General features: G+C 69.9%; 17 protein-coding genes. 12 read left to right on the forward strand and 5 right to left on the reverse strand.

Annotated elements, in window-relative coordinates; all coding sequences use genetic code 11:
- Positions 1–34: 34 nt before the first annotated feature.
- On the reverse strand, positions 35–520 hold the full coding sequence (locus SOM18_RS16870; RefSeq protein WP_031440274.1) for an SspB family protein: 486 nt from the start codon (positions 518–520) through the stop codon (positions 35–37).
- A 71-nt stretch (positions 521–591) separates the two neighbouring features.
- Here SOM18_RS16870 and hisB point away from each other — a divergent pair, with 71 nt between their 5' ends.
- From hisB to SOM18_RS16910, 8 genes are all read left to right on the forward strand, one after another.
- Entirely contained in the window at positions 592–1,179 is a 588-nt protein-coding gene (gene hisB, locus SOM18_RS16875) for an imidazoleglycerol-phosphate dehydratase HisB (protein ID WP_031440275.1), read from the forward strand.
- Positions 1,176–1,781 carry an imidazole glycerol phosphate synthase subunit HisH gene (gene hisH, locus SOM18_RS16880; protein ID WP_031440276.1) on the forward strand — a complete coding sequence of 202 codons (606 nt, stop codon included), beginning with the start codon at positions 1,176–1,178 and terminating at the stop codon, positions 1,779–1,781. Before hisB ends, hisH begins: the two co-directional genes overlap by 4 nt.
- Positions 1,778–2,512 (forward strand): 1-(5-phosphoribosyl)-5-[(5-phosphoribosylamino)methylideneamino]imidazole-4-carboxamide isomerase, encoded by a 735-nt coding sequence (gene hisA, locus SOM18_RS16885; RefSeq protein WP_056409225.1) that lies wholly within the window; start codon positions 1,778–1,780, stop codon positions 2,510–2,512. The genes hisH and hisA overlap by 4 nt, the downstream gene beginning before the upstream one ends.
- 217 nt (positions 2,513–2,729) lie before the next feature.
- The gene (hisF, locus tag SOM18_RS16890; RefSeq protein WP_159511084.1) at positions 2,730–3,503 is read left to right on the forward strand and encodes an imidazole glycerol phosphate synthase subunit HisF; all 774 of its coding nucleotides are present in this window, start codon (positions 2,730–2,732) and stop codon (positions 3,501–3,503) included.
- A gap of 5 nt (positions 3,504–3,508) precedes the next feature.
- Positions 3,509–3,685, forward strand: coding sequence for a hypothetical protein (locus tag SOM18_RS16895; protein WP_166747134.1), 177 nt, complete (start codon positions 3,509–3,511; stop codon positions 3,683–3,685).
- A gap of 32 nt (positions 3,686–3,717) precedes the next feature.
- Positions 3,718–4,038, forward strand: a complete 321-nt coding sequence (locus SOM18_RS16900; protein ID WP_031394257.1) for a phosphoribosyl-ATP diphosphatase — start codon at positions 3,718–3,720, stop codon at positions 4,036–4,038.
- 142 nt (positions 4,039–4,180) lie between these two features.
- Positions 4,181–4,558: a histidine triad nucleotide-binding protein gene (locus SOM18_RS16905; RefSeq protein ID WP_031440933.1), complete on the forward strand. Its 378-nt coding sequence runs from the start codon at positions 4,181–4,183 to the stop codon at positions 4,556–4,558.
- A 108-nt stretch (positions 4,559–4,666) separates the two neighbouring features.
- The gene (locus SOM18_RS16910) at positions 4,667–6,202 is read left to right on the forward strand and encodes an amino acid permease (protein ID WP_107931517.1); all 1,536 of its coding nucleotides are present in this window, start codon (positions 4,667–4,669) and stop codon (positions 6,200–6,202) included.
- Between the two features lie 176 nt (positions 6,203–6,378).
- Here SOM18_RS16910 and SOM18_RS16915 read toward each other — a convergent pair whose 3' ends face one another.
- The 4 genes from SOM18_RS16915 to SOM18_RS16930 form a co-directional block, all read right to left on the reverse strand.
- On the reverse strand, positions 6,379–7,377 hold the full coding sequence (locus SOM18_RS16915) for an adenosine kinase (RefSeq protein WP_031440931.1): 999 nt from the start codon (positions 7,375–7,377) through the stop codon (positions 6,379–6,381).
- A 94-nt stretch (positions 7,378–7,471) separates the two neighbouring features.
- Complete coding sequence (locus SOM18_RS16920; protein ID WP_320482005.1) at positions 7,472–8,380, reverse strand: flagellin; 909 nt, start codon at positions 8,378–8,380, stop codon at positions 7,472–7,474.
- An 11-nt stretch (positions 8,381–8,391) separates the two neighbouring features.
- Positions 8,392–10,488, reverse strand: a complete 2,097-nt coding sequence (locus SOM18_RS16925) for a FlgK family flagellar hook-associated protein (RefSeq protein WP_320482006.1) — start codon at positions 10,486–10,488, stop codon at positions 8,392–8,394.
- Positions 10,489–10,516: 28 nt separating this feature from the next.
- Positions 10,517–11,815, reverse strand: coding sequence for a flagellar hook protein FlgE (locus SOM18_RS16930; RefSeq protein WP_320482007.1), 1,299 nt, complete (start codon positions 11,813–11,815; stop codon positions 10,517–10,519).
- Between the two features lie 211 nt (positions 11,816–12,026).
- On the opposite strand from SOM18_RS16930, the gene SOM18_RS16935 reads away from it, so the two are divergent.
- Genes SOM18_RS16935 through SOM18_RS16950 form a run of 4 tightly spaced genes read left to right on the forward strand, consistent with a single transcriptional unit; the run spans position 12,027 to position 15,293 of the window.
- The gene (locus SOM18_RS16935) at positions 12,027–12,431 is read left to right on the forward strand and encodes a flagellar biosynthesis repressor FlbT (RefSeq protein ID WP_320482008.1); all 405 of its coding nucleotides are present in this window, start codon (positions 12,027–12,029) and stop codon (positions 12,429–12,431) included.
- Between the two features lie 41 nt (positions 12,432–12,472).
- Complete coding sequence (fliI, locus tag SOM18_RS16940) at positions 12,473–13,819, forward strand: flagellar protein export ATPase FliI (RefSeq protein ID WP_320482071.1); 1,347 nt, start codon at positions 12,473–12,475, stop codon at positions 13,817–13,819.
- The gene (locus tag SOM18_RS16945) at positions 13,816–14,262 is read left to right on the forward strand and encodes a hypothetical protein (RefSeq protein ID WP_320482009.1); all 447 of its coding nucleotides are present in this window, start codon (positions 13,816–13,818) and stop codon (positions 14,260–14,262) included. The genes fliI and SOM18_RS16945 overlap by 4 nt, the downstream gene beginning before the upstream one ends.
- Positions 14,259–15,293, forward strand: coding sequence for a peptidoglycan-binding protein (locus SOM18_RS16950; RefSeq protein ID WP_320482010.1), 1,035 nt, complete (start codon positions 14,259–14,261; stop codon positions 15,291–15,293). Before SOM18_RS16945 ends, SOM18_RS16950 begins: the two co-directional genes overlap by 4 nt.
- The last annotated feature ends 66 nt before the right edge of the window (positions 15,294–15,359 follow it).

Consider the following 15,359-nt stretch of genomic DNA (forward strand, 5'->3'; position numbering starts at 1 on the left):
GGCGATCAGCTTTGCCTGATCGCCTCGCTCCAGCTCACTTCTTCCGCTTGAAATCCACGGCGACGACGTTCGAGCCGTCTTCGATCGGCACCGCGGTCGGGCCGTCATTCTCGGCCGGGTCATGCTCGCCGAGCGAATCGTCCGCGCCCTCCTGCGCCTGGAAGCGCAGTTCGAAGCTGACCGCGGGATCCTGGAATGCGGTGATCGCCGAATAGGGGATGACCAGCTTCGACGGGACCTGGTTGAACGACAGGCCGATCGAGAAGCGCTCGTCGTCGACGACGAGATCCCAGTAGCGGTTCTGCATGACGATCGTCATCTCGTCCGGGAAACGTTCGATCAGCCGCTTGGGGATGTCGACGCCGGGCGCCTGCGTCTTGAAGGTGATGTAGAAATGATGCTCGCCGGGAAGCCCGCCGGCCTCCGACACGGAACCGAGCACGCGGCCGACGACGGCACGCAGGGCTTCTTGCACGATCTCGTCGTACGGAATCAGGCTATCGGGCAGTCCATCACTCATTCCCCTTGGGTAGCGGTATTCGGATGGCGGTCAAGATTGCATGCGTCGTGGCGCACGTTATGGGAGGTGGCATGCGCACCGCCACGATTTCCCGCTCCACCGCCGAGACGGCGATCGACGTCACCATCAACCTCGACGGGACCGGCGTTTACGACGTCGAGACCGGCGTCGGCTTCTTCGACCACATGCTCGAACAGCTCTCGCGCCATTCGCTGATCGACCTGCACGTCCGCACCAAGGGCGACCTGCATATCGACGAGCATCACACCGTCGAGGATACCGGCATCGCGATCGGCCAGGCGTTCGCGCAGGCGCTCGGCGACAAGCGCGGCATCGCGCGGTACGGCGACGCGCTGTCGCCGATGGACGAGACTCTCACGCGGGTGGCGCTCGATATCTCCGGCCGGCCCTGGCTCGTCTGGAAGGACCTGTTCTCGCAGAGCCGGCTGGGCGGCATGGACACCGAGATGTTCGAGCATTTCTTCCACAGCTTCGCGCAGGCGGCGGGCATCACGCTGCACGTCGAGACGCTGTACGGCACCAACAACCACCATATCGCCGAGGCCGCGTTCAAGGGCGTCGCGCGCGCACTGCGCACCGCGATCGAGATCGACCCGCGCAAGGCCGACGCGATCCCGTCGACCAAGGGGATGCTGTGACGCTCGCGCTGATCGATTACGGCGCGGGGAACCTGCATTCGGTCGAGAACGCGCTGCGCACCGCGGGCTGTAGTGACCTGATCGTCACCGCCGACGCGGACGTCGTCGCGAAGGCCGAGCGGATCGTGCTGCCCGGCGTCGGCGCTTACGGGGCGTGCGCCGCCGCGTTGCGCGCGGTGCCGGGGATGGTCGAGGCGCTGAACCGGCGCGTGCGCGACGAGGGCGCTCCGTTCCTCGGCATCTGCGTCGGCATGCAGCTGATGGCCGAGGCCGGCGAGGAAATGGGGACGCATGCCGGGCTCGGCTGGGTGCCGGGGCGCGTGCGGCGGCTCGAGCCGGGGACGATGGACGCGAAGGTGCCGCATATGGGCTGGAACGACGTCGTGCCGGCCACCGCGCATCCGCTGATCGAACCGGGCGAGGCATATTTCCTGCACAGCTTCGCGTTTGAAGGCGCCGACGTGCTCGCAACCACCGATCACGCCGGCCCCGTCACCGCGGCGATCGGCCGCGACACGATGATCGGCGTGCAATTTCATCCTGAGAAGAGCCAGCGCTACGGTCTGGCCTTGCTCGAACGTTTTCTGGAGTGGCGGCCGTGAGCCTTATCGTTTTCCCCGCGATCGACCTCAAGGCAGGGCAAGTCGTCCGCCTCGCCGAGGGCGATATGGACCGCGCGACCGTCTATGGCGACGATCCCGCGGCGCAGGCGATGCTGTTCGCGAACGCAGGCGCCGAGCATCTGCACGTCGTCGATCTCGACGGCGCGTTTGCAGGGGCTTCGGTCAATGGCGACGCGGTGCGCGCGATCGTTTCGCAATTTCCGGGGCATGTGCAGCTCGGCGGCGGGATCCGGACGCGTGCCAATGTCGAGGGCTGGTTCGATCTGGGCGTGTCGCGGGTCGTGATCGGCACCGCGGCGCTCGAGGATCCCGACTTCGTGCGCGGCGTGGCGAAGGATTTCCCCGGCGGGATCGTCGTCGCGGTCGATGCGAAGGACGGCATGGTCGCGACCAAGGGCTGGGCCGATGTCTCGACCACCAGCGCGGTCGATCTCGCGCGGCGGTTCGAGGACGCGGGCGTGGCGTCGCTGCTGTTCACCGATGTCGGGCGCGACGGGATGCTGAAGGGGTGCAACGTCGAGGCGACGGTCGACCTCGCGCGGTCGGTCGACATTCCGGTGATCGCGAGCGGCGGGGTGAAGGGGATCGCCGAGATCCACGTGCTGGCGCTGCATGTCCGTGATGGCGTCGAGGGCGTTATCACGGGGCGGGCGTTGTACGACGGGCGGCTCGATCTTGCGGCGGCGTTGAGCGTGGCGAAGGCGGCATGAGGGTTCACGCGGAGACGCGGAGACGCGGAGAGTCTTTTGGCGCCGCAGGCAGATATGGGTTCACGCGAAGGCGCGAAGGCGCAAAGAGCAAGCAGAAGTCCTGCTCTGCCCTTCTCCCTCTTCGCGCCTTTGTGCCTTCGCGTGAACCAATCTTAGCGGCTTCGCCGCGTCTCCGCGTCTCCGCGTCTCCGCGTGAACAGATTCTTCGAGCACACCCATGACCGTCCGCGCGCGCGTGATCCCGTGTCTCGACGTCGCCGATGGCCGCGTCGTGAAGGGCGTGAACTTCGTCGAGCTGCGCGACGCGGGCGATCCGGTCGAGCAGGCGCGCGCCTATGACGCCGCCGGGGCGGACGAATTGTGCTTTCTCGATATCGGCGCGAGCCATGAGGGCCGGGGCACGATCCTCGACGTCGTGCGGCGGACCGCGGCGGTGTGCTTCATGCCGCTGACGGTCGGCGGCGGCGTTCGGACCGCGGACGATGCGCGCGCGCTGTTGCTGGCGGGCGCGGACAAGGTCGCGGTCAACTCCGCCGCGGTCGAGCGGCCGGAGCTCGTCGCCGATATCGCCGAGCGCTTCGGCAGCCAGTGCTGCGTCGCGAGCGTCGATGCGCGGCGCTCGGGCGAAGGTTGGGAAGTGTTCACGCATGGCGGCCGGCGCGCGACCGGGATCGACGCGATCGCGCATGCGGTGAAGCTCGCCGAGCTCGGCGCGGGGGAACTGCTCGTCACCTCGATGGACCGCGACGGCACGCGCAGCGGCTATGACCTCGACCTGATCCGCGCGATCGCCGACCGCGTGGCGGTGCCCGTCGTGGCGAGCGGCGGGGTCGGCGGGCTCGACGATCTGGTCGCCGGGATCCGCGACGGGCATGCGAGCGCGGTGCTCGCCGCATCGATCTTCCATTTCGGCCAGGCGTCGATCGGCGACGCGCACGCCGCGCTGGCGGCTGCGGGGATCCCGGTGCGGACCCCCCTGCGGTCGGCCTGACCGGCATGGCGACGCTGCCGCTGGTCGCGGTGCAGTCGGGGCATAGCGGCGTGGTGCATCCGCGCACCGGCCCCGAAGCGTCGGACATCGCGCTGTTCGCGGTCGCCGCGATCGGCGTCTGGCTGGTCCGCCGCGCGCTGCGCAAGCGGTTCCTGAAGCGGCCGCCGCGCGCAAAGGATTGACCCGCCCGCGCGCCTGCGTCAGCACGCGCGGCATGGCAGACCCCGTTTTCGATCGCCTGGAGGCGACCATACGCGCGCGCCGCGATTCGCCCGCCGACACCTCCTACACCGCCAGCCTGTTCGCGCGCGGCCGCCCCAAGATCGCGCAGAAGCTCGGCGAGGAAGCGGTCGAGACGGTGATCGCGGCCTGTTCGGGCGACGAGGCGAGCATCGTCCCCGAGGCCGCCGACCTGATGTTCCATCTCGCGGTGCTGCTGGCGGACGCCGGCCTGAGCCTCGACGATGTGCGGGCCGAGCTGGAGCGGCGCGAAGGGGTCGGCGGGTTGGTCGAGAAGGCCGCGCGGACCGGCTGACCTGGCAGCTTCGTCATTCCCGCGCAGGCGGGAACCCAGACCGGCGGGCCGCGCGCGTTGATCGTGATCCGCCGAGGATATGGATCCCCGCCTTCGCGGGGATGACGAAGGTTGGTAGGATGCCCCGAAAGGAGCAAGCCCCATGCCGATCGACGCCACCCAGCCCTATGACGACCAGAATATCTTCGCGAAGATCCTGCGCGGCGAGATTCCGTCGAACCGCGTCTATGACGACGACTTCGCGATCGCGTTCCACGACATCAACCCACAGGCGCCGACGCATCTGCTGGTGATCCCCAAGGGCGCCTATGTCTCGTGGGACGATTTCTCCGCGCGTGCAAGCGATGCGGAGATTGCCGGGTTCATCCGCGCGGTCGGGACGGTCGCGCGCGCCGCGGGGCTGGTCGAACCGGGCTATCGCCTGCTCGCGAACATCGGCCAGCACGGGCATCAGGAGGTGCCGCATCTGCACGTTCATGTCTTCGGCGGACGTCCGCTTGGCCCGATGCTGGCCGGATAGCGGCTTTCCGCCACTAAAGGATTGCGCGTAATAAAATTGCCATTAGGCTTCCCGGATTGAGCAAGGGGGCCAGTGAACCGGCCCTCACAACCCCCGGGGGGAACCGAATTGATTTTTGGTCGCGTTAAGTCACTGGACGCCATTCTGGCGACGGCGGAGAAGAAATCGCTCCACCGATCGCTGGGCGCGTTCCAGCTAACCATGCTCGGCATCGGTTGCGTGATCGGCACGGGCATCTTCGTGCTGACCTCCGCCGCCGCGCAGAAGGCCGGGCCGGGCATGATCCTGAGCTTCGTCGTCGCCGGCGCGGTCTGCGTCGTCGCCGCCCTCTGCTATGCCGAGATCGCGGCGATGGCCCCGGTCGCGGGCTCCGCCTATACCTACACCTATTCGGTCATGGGCGAGCTGCTCGCCTGGACGGTCGGCTGGGCGCTGATCCTCGAATATGCGGTGGCCGCGAGCGCCGTGTCGGTCGGCTGGTCCGGCTATTTCGCGGGCTCGATATTGCACGAGACGTTCGGGATAACACTCCCGACCTGGCTGTCGCACGGGCCGTACATGCCGGGCGGGTTCATCAACCTGCCCGCGGTCGTCATCTCGCTGCTGATCACCTGGCTGCTGATGATCGGCACGACCGAGAGCGCGCGTGTCAATGCGGTGCTGGTGACGATCAAGGTCGTCGCGCTGACCGCGTTCGTCGCGCTGACGCTGCCCAAGACGCATGGCGCCAATTTCGAGCCGTTCCTCCCCACCGGCATCCTCGGCAGCAACGGGCTGGGCGTGGTCGGCGCGGCGGCGACGATCTTCTTCGCCTATGTCGGCTTCGACGCGGTCTCGACCGCGGCCGAGGAGACCAAGGATCCGCAGCGCAACGTGCCGATCGGGCTGATCGCCTCGCTCGGCATCTGCACCGTGTTCTACATGCTGGTCGCAGCGGGCGCGATCGGCACGATCGGCGGGCAGCCGCTGTTCGGCGCCGACGGCGTGCCGTTCACCACCGGGTCGGCCGAGCTCGCCCGCGCCTGCCTGATCCCCGCCAACGCGCAGGCGCTGGTCTGTTCGAACGAGGCGCTGGCGCATGTCCTGCGTCAGGTCGGCTATGCCAATGTCGGCAACTGGATGGGCTATGCCGCCGGTCTCGCGCTGCCGTCGGTGATCCTGATCCTGATGTTCGGCCAGACGCGCATCTTCTTCGTGATGAGCCGTGATGGCCTGCTGCCAGAAGTGCTGAGCCGCGTGCATCCCAAGTGGAAGACGCCGCACATCGTCACCGCGATCACCGGCGTGTTCGTCGCGTTCGCCGCCGCGTTCCTGCCGGTCGGGCAGCTCGCGGACATCGCCAATGCGGGCACGCTCTACGCGTTCATGATGGTCGCGATCGCGCTGCTGATCCTGCGCAAGCGCGAGCCGAACCGGCATCGTCCGTTCCGCACGCCGGCGGCCTGGATCGTCGCGCCGCTGACGATCGTCGGCTGCATCGGGCTGTACTTCTCGCTTCCCTATGAGGCGATGGCGGTACTGCCGATCTGGGGCGCGGTCGGCCTCGTGATCTATTTCCTCTATGGCTACCGCAAGAGCTATCTCGGGCGCGGCATGGCCGACGGCGGCGAGCCGATCGACATGGCGCCCCCGGGCAGCCACTGATCCGGGACGCAGCAAAAAGGGCCGCGGGAGGAAACTCCCGCGGCCCTTTTTTTGTGCCTAGTTCCAAAGGCGTCATCCCCGCGAAGGCGGGGATCCCTATCCTCCAGCGGTTGCGGGTCTATCGCGCGGCCGGCCAATATGGGTTCCCGCCTCCGCGGGAATGACGGTTCGGTTCGTCAGCCGATATGCTTGGCGGCGAGCGCCTTCAGGTCGACCATCGGGCGGGCGCCGACATGGCTGATGATCTCGGCCGCGCAGACCGCACCGAGCTTCAGCGAGGCGTGGAGGTCGTGGCCCTGTGCCTGGCCGTGGAGGAAGCCCGCCGCGAACAGGTCGCCCGCGCCGGTCGTGTCGACGACCTTGGCGATCGGCTCGGCCTTCACTTCGGCGCGCGTGCCGTTCTGGATCGCGCAGGCACCGTGTTCGCCGCGCGTGACGACCAGGGTCGGGACCTGGGCCGAGATCTTCGCGACTGCCGCGTCGAAATCCTCGGTCTCGGCAAGCGCCGCGAGTTCGCTCTCATTGGCGAACAGGATGTCGATCAGCCCGTCCGACAGGAGCTGGCGGAAATCGCCGCCATGGCGCGAGATGCAGAACACGTCGCTGAGCGTGAACGCGACCTTGCGGCCGGCGCCACGCGCGCAATCGATCGCGGCGCGCATCGCGGCGCGCGGCTCTTCGGGATCCCAGAGATAGCCCTCGAGATACAGGATCGCGCTGTCGGCGATCATCGCGGTGTCGATCGCCGCGGCGGGCAGATACTGGCCCGCGCCGAGGAAGGTGTTCATCGTCCGCTGGCCATCGGGCGTCACGAAGATCAGGCAGCGGCCGGTGGTCGGGTCGCCGGCGCGGACCGGGGTCGCGAACTCGATGCCGATGCTGCGCACGTCATGCGCGAAGACCTGGCCGAGCTGGTCGTCGGCGACCTGGCCGATGAAACCGCACTTGCCGCCGAGCGCGGCGACGCCGGCGACGGTGTTGGCGGCCGACCCGCCCGAGATTTCCATGCCCGGCCCCATCTTGGCGTAGAGCGCATCGGCTTCTTCCGACGAGAACATCAGCTGCATCGAGCCCTTGGCGACACCGATCTCGGCGATGAAGGCGTCGTCGGCGCTGCTCAGAATGTCGACGATGGCATTGCCGATCGCGACGACGTCATAGGTAGGCGTGCTCAAGGGGAGGTCTCCAGACCGAACGGGAAAAGCTCGCCGTAATTCGCGCGGGCGGCAGGCGCAACCGCTGCGGCGCCGGGTGCCCGAGCCGCCGGCGTCAGCGCAGATAGGCGACGAGGCTGAGGCCGGCGACCTTGCCGAACACCGAATAGCTCGCCTCGAGCATCGTCTTGCGCTGCATCAGATCCATCGAGATCTGGCCGTAATCCGCATCCTCATTGTCCGAGACGATCTTCTCGAGCAGCGCGGCGCGATCGGCCGCGCGCGCGCCGAGCGTCTCGATCTGCGCCTGGCGAAGGCCGTTGGCGGCGTTGAGCCCGCGGATCTGCGGCAAGGCGGCGTCAAGCTGCGCGATCGCGGTCTTGAGCGCCGCGGCCTGGCCCGCGCTGGGGCTGGCGCCGATCGGCCCGGCCTCGGCCAGCGTCCGGAACGCAGCGAGCACGCCGTCGCCGAGCTCGCTCGCGGTGACGCCGTAGGTCAGCGTCGCGCCGCCGCCGATCGACGCCGAGGCGCGGACGTCGTCATTGCCGAATGCGGCCTGCGTCGTCGTGCCCGCGGTCTCGGCGAGCGTCGCGGGCTTGAACGGGATCGCGTCGCCCTGCGCGCCTGCGAACAGCGGCTCGCTGCCGTCGGTCGCGTTGAGCGCCGAGCGGAACTGGCTGAAGGCGCTTTCGATCGCGCTGCCGAGCGCGGGCGTCGCGCCGGTGCCGACCGCGGTCATCAGCTGTGTCCGCAGATCGCCGGCGATCGTGTCGATCGCGGTGATATTGGCCTCGTACAGCGACAAGGTCGTGCCGAGCCGGGTCGTCGCCGCGCTCTGCGCCGCCTGCATCGACAGCGCACTGCGCGCGGACAAAGTGCGGACCGCGGCGCTGCCGAGATCGGCGAGGTCCTTCGCCTTCTTGCCCGAATTGAGCTGCAGCTGCGTCTGCGCGAGCCGCTGCTGCGCCTTCTGGACCGCGTCGGTCAGCGTCCGCTGGAGCGGGATGGTGGCGATGCGGGTCATCGATGCTGGTCCTATCTGATCATGCCGAGGAGCGTGTCGTACATCTCGCTCGCGGTGGTCATGACGCGCGCGGCGGCGGCATAGCTGTTCTGGAGCACGACCATCTGGCCGAGCTCCTCGTCGATATTGACGCCCGAGACGCTGTCGCGGCGGTTGATCGCGTCGTCGCGGCGTGCGCCCATCTGGTCCGCACGATCGGTGGCGCGCGACGCGGCGGATCCCGCATCGCCCAGCACGACCGCGGAGAAACGCGCGATCGTCATCGTCCCCGCATCGCCGAGATCGACCGCGCCCGCCAGCGCATCGACCAGCGCGGTCGCGCCGCGCCGGTCGCTCGGCCCCAGCGCCTTCGTTCCCACCGCGACGGGCTGGAGCCGGGCGAGCGGCAGGCGGGTCGGGTCGGCGAGCACGTCGCGGCGGACCCCGGCGCTGTCGAGCCCCGCCCCCGCCGCGCCCAGCCCGGTGATCGCTGCAAAACCGCGTCCGGTGCCGCCGCGGTCGGTCGTGTCGGACAGGACCGAGAGCATTGCCCCCGATTCGGCGCGGGTGGCCGAGAACCGCAGGCGTCCGACATCGTCGAGCGCGAACTGGCCATAGCCGCCGAGCGGACTGGCGTTGAGCTCGTCGATCAGGTCGCCATAGGTCGGCCCCGTCGCCCCCGTCAGCCCATAGCGCGCGACCAGCCGGCCCGACGAATCGCGCAACGCGAAATCGACCGCCTCGCCGGCGGCGAAGCGATGCGGATCGGCGGTGGTGAAGCCCGACGGCACGAGCATGCTCGTGTCGCTGCGGACGATGTCGTTCAGCCCGAAATAGTGCGACAGGCCGATGCCGGCACGCGCGCTCGGCCGCGCGGTGTCCTGCGCGACCGCGACGCTGGTGCCTGGGCCGGTCGCGGCGATGGTGAGCGTGCCGTTGGCGAACGACGCGGTCGCCGCACCGCCCAGGCCGGTATTGATCGCCGCGATCGCATCGTCGACCGTCGCGGCCGCGCCGAGCGCGTCGAAGTCGAGCGTGGTGCCGGCGACCATCGTGCCGTCCGAGCGCGTCACAGCGATCAGCGCCGCGCCGGTGAACCCCAGCCGGTCGCCACCGGTCAGCGCGGTCGCGCGGCCGGTGAGTATCGCCGGCGGCGGCACCGCCGACCCGGTGTTGGACGCGGCGTTGATCGTCCGCGCGAGCCCCGCGAACAGCGTCTCGACCCGCGCCGAGAACGCCGGCAACTGCCGGTCGCGCAGGTCGAGCAGCCCACCGAGCCGCCCGCCCATGGCCGGCGTGTCGAGCGTCGTCCCGGTCGCCGCGCCGAGCGTTCCGTCCGCCTCGGCGAACCGGACGTCGATTGTCGGATAGACCGGCTGCGCGCTGCCGACCCCGCTCGCCGGATAGGAGAGTTGACGCAGCCGCTGGTCGAGCAGCGGGACGCCCGAGGCGGTATCGATCGTCACCCGCCCGCTCGGCTGTTCGCGCGCGGTGATGCCGATCAGCGCGCTGAGCTCCTCGAGCGCGGTCGTGCGGCGGTCGGCGGGGCCCGACGCGCTGCGCCCCAGCCCCTGCAGCCGCAAGATCGAATCGTTGAGCGTGTCGACCGTGCGCAGCAGCGCGTTGACCCGCTCGACCGTGTCACCGACCTCGCCCTCGATATCGCCGCGCAGCACGTCGACGTCGCGACCGAGCTGGCGCATCGATCCGATCGCGTCCTCGACCATGCCGACAAAGGGCGCGGTGACCGCGGACCCGCCATTGGCGCCGGCCATCGCGGTCGCGGTCGCGGCGATCGCGTCGAGCCGCGCGGGCAGCGCGGATTCGGACCCGGTCGCGCCGAGCAGCGACTGCAACCGGTCGAGATAGCCAGCCTCGACCTCGGCGCGGCCCGCATCGCCGCTGCGGCCATAGACGGTCGCTTCGAGGAACTTGTCCGCGACGCGGCCGGGTTCGCCGACCACCACGCCGTTGACGCGGCCCGCGGTGACCCCCGTCTGCAACGCGACCGTTTCGCGCGCATAGCCCGGCGTGTTGACGTTCGCGATGTTGTTCGAGACCGTGCGGATGCCCGCCTGCGACGCGCCGAGCCCCGACAGGGCGGAGGACAGGATTTCGCTCAGCGACATGCCGATGTTCCTTCACGCACGGCCGTCGTCATCGCTTCAGGTTGCTGACTTCCTGGAGCATGTCGTCGACCGTCGTGATGATCTTCGAAGACGCGCTGTAGGCACGCTGGAAGCGGATCATGTTGGTGAACTCCAGCGCCAGGTCCGAGGTCGAGGCCTCGAGCTTGAACGAATCGATCGACCCCGCGCCGAGCACACCCGGCGGGTTGATCGCGATGCCGCCCGAATCGTCGGACAGGGCAAAGCCGTTGCCCGTCGTCCGGCTGAGCCCGTCGGGATTGGGCACGGTCGCGATCGGCAGCTGGAAGATCGCGCGGCTCGTCCCGTCCTCGAACAGCGCGCTGACCTCGCCGGCCCGCGTCACGCTGATCGACGAGACGTTGCCGAGCAGCCCGCCATCGACGGTCGAGCTCATCACCGAGGACGGGCTGGAAAACTGCGTGAACCCGGTCAGCCCGCCATCCGCACCGAAATCGAGCGCGATCGGCTGCGCGCCCGCGCCATTGGTCCAGCTCGGCGCGAGCGGCGCGAAGAAGGCGGCATCGCTGTTCGCGAGGTCGAGGCTGCCATCGGGGTTGAAGGCGATCGCGCCCGAGCTGAGCAGGCCGTTCGCGGCGGTGACATCGCTCGCGGGGGTGACGTAGAGCTCGCCCGCCCAGCGGTTCGCGGCCGTCTTGACCACGCCCAGCGTGACGCGGTGCGCATTGCCCTGCTGATCATAGACGTCGAACGCGCGGCTGAAGTCGGGCGTCTCGGCACCGGTCGCCATCGTGCCGGTGACATGACCCGGGCGCGGCGTCGTGGTCGCCTGGAAATTGGCGCGGACCTGGAGCCGGCTGGTCGCTGCCGCCGATCCGGTCAGGTCGCTGACCCGCACGGGTTCGAGCGAGGCGACCGTGCCGGTGTTCGTATATCCCCCCGTCGCGTCGAGCCGCCAGCCCTGCAGGTACAGCCCCGCGGTGTTGCGCAGATAGCCGTCCTTGTCGGGCGCGAACGAGCCTGCGCGTGTCAGTGCGACGCTGGTTCCGCCATCGATCCCGGTACGGGTGACGAAGAAGCCCTGGCCGTCGATGCCCAGATCGGTCGAGCTCGCCGAGGCCTGGAGCAGACCCTGTTTCGAGATCAGCGCGCGCGGCTGCGCGGCGACACCGCCGGCGGCATAGACGCTGCCCTTGCGGCCATCGCCGACCAGCGTGCTGAACTGGCTGTCGACCGCCTTGTAGCCGACCGTGTTGATGTTGGTAATGTTGTCGGCGACCGATGCCATCGCGCTGGACTCGGCGCTCAGACCGGACACGCCGGCGAACAAAGCGGAATATAGACTCACGGTGGGTAATCTCCCGTCGGGCGGGGCGCACGGCCCCCTCGTCACGGATTATAGGCGTGCGCCACCCCCTCCCGGTCGCGGCCCGCGGGAATTTGTCATGCCGTGCCTCGAGGTTGCAGCCGGAGCCGCGGCGGCGGCAAAAACTGCCGGGCGCGCCCTGCCGCCCCGCATCCATCCTATAACTATCGAAACAGCGACAGGGAGCGGCGCGATGACGTTGCGGATCACGGTACGGGACGGCGAGCGGTTGGTGGTCAACGGCGCGGTGATGCGCGCGGCGAAGCGGTGCGAGCTGATCATCGAGAATCCGGTGTCGATCCTGCGCGAACGCGAGATCATGACCCCGAACGCGGCGACCACGCCCGCGCGGCGGCTCTATCTCGCCTGCATGATGGCCTATATCGACGAGCGGCATCGCCCCGCGCATCATGACGACGTGGTCGCGCGGCTCGCCGAACTGTTCGACGCGTTCGAGGCGGAGGCCGCGCAACAGGCCTGTGCGAGCTTTGCCCGGCTGGTCGCGACCGGCGACTATTACCGCGCGCTCGCGACGTGCCGGACGCTCATCACCTATGAGGCCGAGGCGCTCGGCCGGCTGCAGGCCGCCGCCGCGTGACGGCGGCCGGCGCGGGAGCGGCGGCGGATGCCCCCCGCCGGATGCGCGCCGCGACGCTCGCCGCGCTCGGCGATGTCGCGATCGAGCAGCGTTATGGCCGGGTCACGTCGGTCCGCGGCGCGCTGATCGAGGTGGCGGGGCTGGCCGGCGCGGCGCAGATCGGATCGCGGCTGCGCATCATGCTGCCGGGCGGTCCGCTCGATGCGGAGGTCACCGCGCTCGACGCCGGGGTCGCGCACTGCCTGCCGTTCAGCGATCCGCAGGGGCTGGCCACCGGCGCGCGCGCGGTGCTCGCGGCGCAACAGGTCTCGCTCAGCCCCGATCACGCCTGGCTCGGGCGGATGGTCGACGGGCTCGGCCGGCCGATCGACGGACGCGGCGCGTTGCCCGACGGACTGCAGCGACGGCCGATCCGCGCCGCGCCCCCCGCCGCTGCGCACCGCGCGCGGGTCGGCGCCAAGCTGGAAACCGGCGTCCACGCGCTCGACGTGTTCGTCCCGCTTTGCCAGGGGCAAAGGCTTGGGCTGTTCGCCGGATCGGGGGTGGGCAAGTCGGTGCTGCTGTCGATGCTCGCGCGCTGGACCGACTGCGACGTCGCGGTGATCGGGCTGATCGGCGAGCGCGGCCGCGAGGTGCAGGAATTCGTCGAGGACGATCTGGGGCCCGACGGCCGCGCGCGTAGCGTCGTCGTCGTCGCGACATCGGACGAACCCGCGCTGATGCGACGCCAGGCGGCGTGGACGACGCTGGCGATCGCCGAGCATTTCCGCGACCAGGGTCTGCGCGTGCTGTGCCTGATGGATTCGGTCACGCGGTTCGCGATGGCGCAGCGCGAGATCGGGCTGGCGAGCGGCGAGCCGCCCGCGACCAAGGGCTATACCCCGTCGGTCTTCGCCGAGCTGCCCCGGCTGCTCGAACGCGCGGGGCCGGGGATAGAGGGCCAGGGGTCGATCACCGGGCTGTTCACGGTGCTGGTCGATGGCGACGATCACAACGAACCGGTTGCCGACGCGGTGCGCGGGATCCTTGACGGGCATGTCGTCATCACCCGCAGGATCGCCGAGCGCGGTCGCTATCCGGCGATCGACATCCTGAAGTCGGTGTCGCGCACGCTGCCGCATTGCCATGCGCCGGCGCAGGAGACGGTCCGGCTCGCCGCGCGCCGGATCCTGTCGACCTATGGCGACATGGAGGAGATGGTCCGGCTCGGCGCCTATGCCGCGGGCAGCAGCGCGGAGGTCGATGCGGCGATCCGGATCGCCCCCGGAATCGAGACGCTGCTGACGCAGGGCAAGCGCGATCGCGGCGGCGCCGAGGACGGGTTCGCCCGGCTCGCCGCCCTGCTCGCCGCGGATGCCACACAGGATGCGATGGAGGATGCCGCATGACCCCCTATGACACCGCGCTGCGGATCGCCGAGCGCCGGCTCGATGCGGTGCGCACCGCGATCGGCGCGATCGTCGCCGAGCTCGAGCGGATCGAGCAGGCGCGGATCGCGATCGAATGCGCCGTGATGCGCGAGAGCGCGATCGTCGCGCACGACCACCGGCTGGGCACCGAACCCTTCTTCGCGCGCGCGCGCGACCAGCAGCTGAGCCTGGCGGCGGCGCGTGCCGCCGCGCATGTCCAGCTCGAGGCGCTTCGGCGCAAGGCGGTCGAGCATTATGGTGCGCAGATGGCGCTCGACGGCGCGGTGGCGACGTTCCATGCCGACGCCGCGCGTGCGCGCGATGCGGCCGAGCAGGCGGTGCTCGACGACCGGACCGGCGCACGGCACGCGGCCGGCACGCAGGGCCGTCGCCGCGCGGCGATCGCCGCCGCCGCGCGATGATCCCCGCCTCGGCGCTGGAGGCGCTGCCCCCGTCCCGCCGCGCGTCGATCCTGTATGGCGCGGCACAGGCCGAGCTGTCGCAGCGGCTGTGGCAGGCCGCGCTCGGCGCAGATGCGTCGTCGCCGCGGAGCGACGCGGCGGCATTCGCGCCGGACCGCCATTCGTCCGCCGAGTCGCGCGATCAGGACAGCGAGCTGAACGCGCTGCTGACTCTGCTCGCCCGTGAACATGCGGCGCGCGGCACTGCCGCCGCTGCCGCCCGGCCCGGGCCGCCCGCCGTATCGCCACCGTCCGCGGTCGCGCCGCGCGCGCCGCAGTCGTGGCGGAGCGACCCTGCCCCCCGCTCGGTATCCTCCGATACGCGGGCGCCATGCAGCTTCGGGGCGAATGCGCGCTATGGCGACTGCATCGATGCCGCGGCGGCGCGGACCGGGATCCCGCCCGCCGCGCTGGCCGCGATCGTCGATGCGGAGGCCGCCAAGACCAGCGACGGCGGCTGGAAACTCTATTCGCGCAACCCCCGATCGAGCGCGGCGGGACTAGGCCAGTTCCTGACCCGCACCTGGCAGGGCATGGCCGAGACCCCCGGGACCTGGCTGCACGGCGAGGCGCAGGCGCGCGGATGGCTGCGTGGCGGTCGGGTCCAGGCGGAGGCGCGCGGCGCGCTGCTCGCGCTGCGCTATGACGCGACCGCGGCGATCAACGGCGTCGCCGATTATGCCCGGCGCAATCTCGACGGGCTTCAGCGAGCCGGGATCGGTGCGGACGACACGCGCGGCATCGCGCGGCTCGCCTATCTCGGCCATCATCTGGGGCTGGGCGACGCGATCCGGTTCATGCGCGACGGAGGGCTGTGCCAGACGCGCGCCAAGACGCTGCTCGACGCGCAGATCGGCAGCCATGCGAGCGGGCGCAGGATCGCGCAGACCGGCGACGCGACCGCCGCGCATCGCGACTGGATGCTGGTCTATCTCGACCGGCAGGTGCGCCCCGAACGGTTCGCGCGCCCGACCCCGCAATCCATAGGATAGGTAGTTTTGCGTATAGGATGGGTTACAGGATATTAAACCGCCCAGTCCCAAAATGCGATCACCGGA

It is taken from the genome of Sphingomonas sp. CFBP9019, from assembly GCF_034045155.1.
GTDB classification, from domain to species: Bacteria; Pseudomonadota; Alphaproteobacteria; order Sphingomonadales; family Sphingomonadaceae; genus Sphingomonas; species Sphingomonas aerolata.

Excerpts from the sequence above, each read along its gene's own strand:
- SOM18_RS16870 (WP_031440274.1), bottom strand. The coding sequence starts at position 520 with ATGAGTGATGGACTGCCCGATAGCCTGATTCCGTACGACGAGATCGTG.
- hisB (WP_031440275.1), top strand. The coding sequence starts at position 592 with ATGCGCACCGCCACGATTTCCCGCTCCACCGCCGAGACGGCGATCGAC.
- hisF (WP_159511084.1), top strand. The coding sequence starts at position 2,730 with ATGACCGTCCGCGCGCGCGTGATCCCGTGTCTCGACGTCGCCGATGGC.
- SOM18_RS16895 (WP_166747134.1), top strand. The coding sequence starts at position 3,509 with ATGGCGACGCTGCCGCTGGTCGCGGTGCAGTCGGGGCATAGCGGCGTG.
- SOM18_RS16900 (WP_031394257.1), top strand. The coding sequence starts at position 3,718 with ATGGCAGACCCCGTTTTCGATCGCCTGGAGGCGACCATACGCGCGCGC.
- SOM18_RS16905 (WP_031440933.1), top strand. The coding sequence starts at position 4,181 with ATGCCGATCGACGCCACCCAGCCCTATGACGACCAGAATATCTTCGCG.
- SOM18_RS16920 (WP_320482005.1), bottom strand. The coding sequence starts at position 8,380 with ATGACCCGCATCGCCACCATCCCGCTCCAGCGGACGCTGACCGACGCG.
- SOM18_RS16925 (WP_320482006.1), bottom strand. The coding sequence starts at position 10,488 with ATGTCGCTGAGCGAAATCCTGTCCTCCGCCCTGTCGGGGCTCGGCGCG.
- SOM18_RS16935 (WP_320482008.1), top strand. The coding sequence starts at position 12,027 with ATGACGTTGCGGATCACGGTACGGGACGGCGAGCGGTTGGTGGTCAAC.
- fliI (WP_320482071.1), top strand. The coding sequence starts at position 12,473 with ATGCGCGCCGCGACGCTCGCCGCGCTCGGCGATGTCGCGATCGAGCAG.
- SOM18_RS16945 (WP_320482009.1), top strand. The coding sequence starts at position 13,816 with ATGACCCCCTATGACACCGCGCTGCGGATCGCCGAGCGCCGGCTCGAT.
- SOM18_RS16950 (WP_320482010.1), top strand. The coding sequence starts at position 14,259 with ATGATCCCCGCCTCGGCGCTGGAGGCGCTGCCCCCGTCCCGCCGCGCG.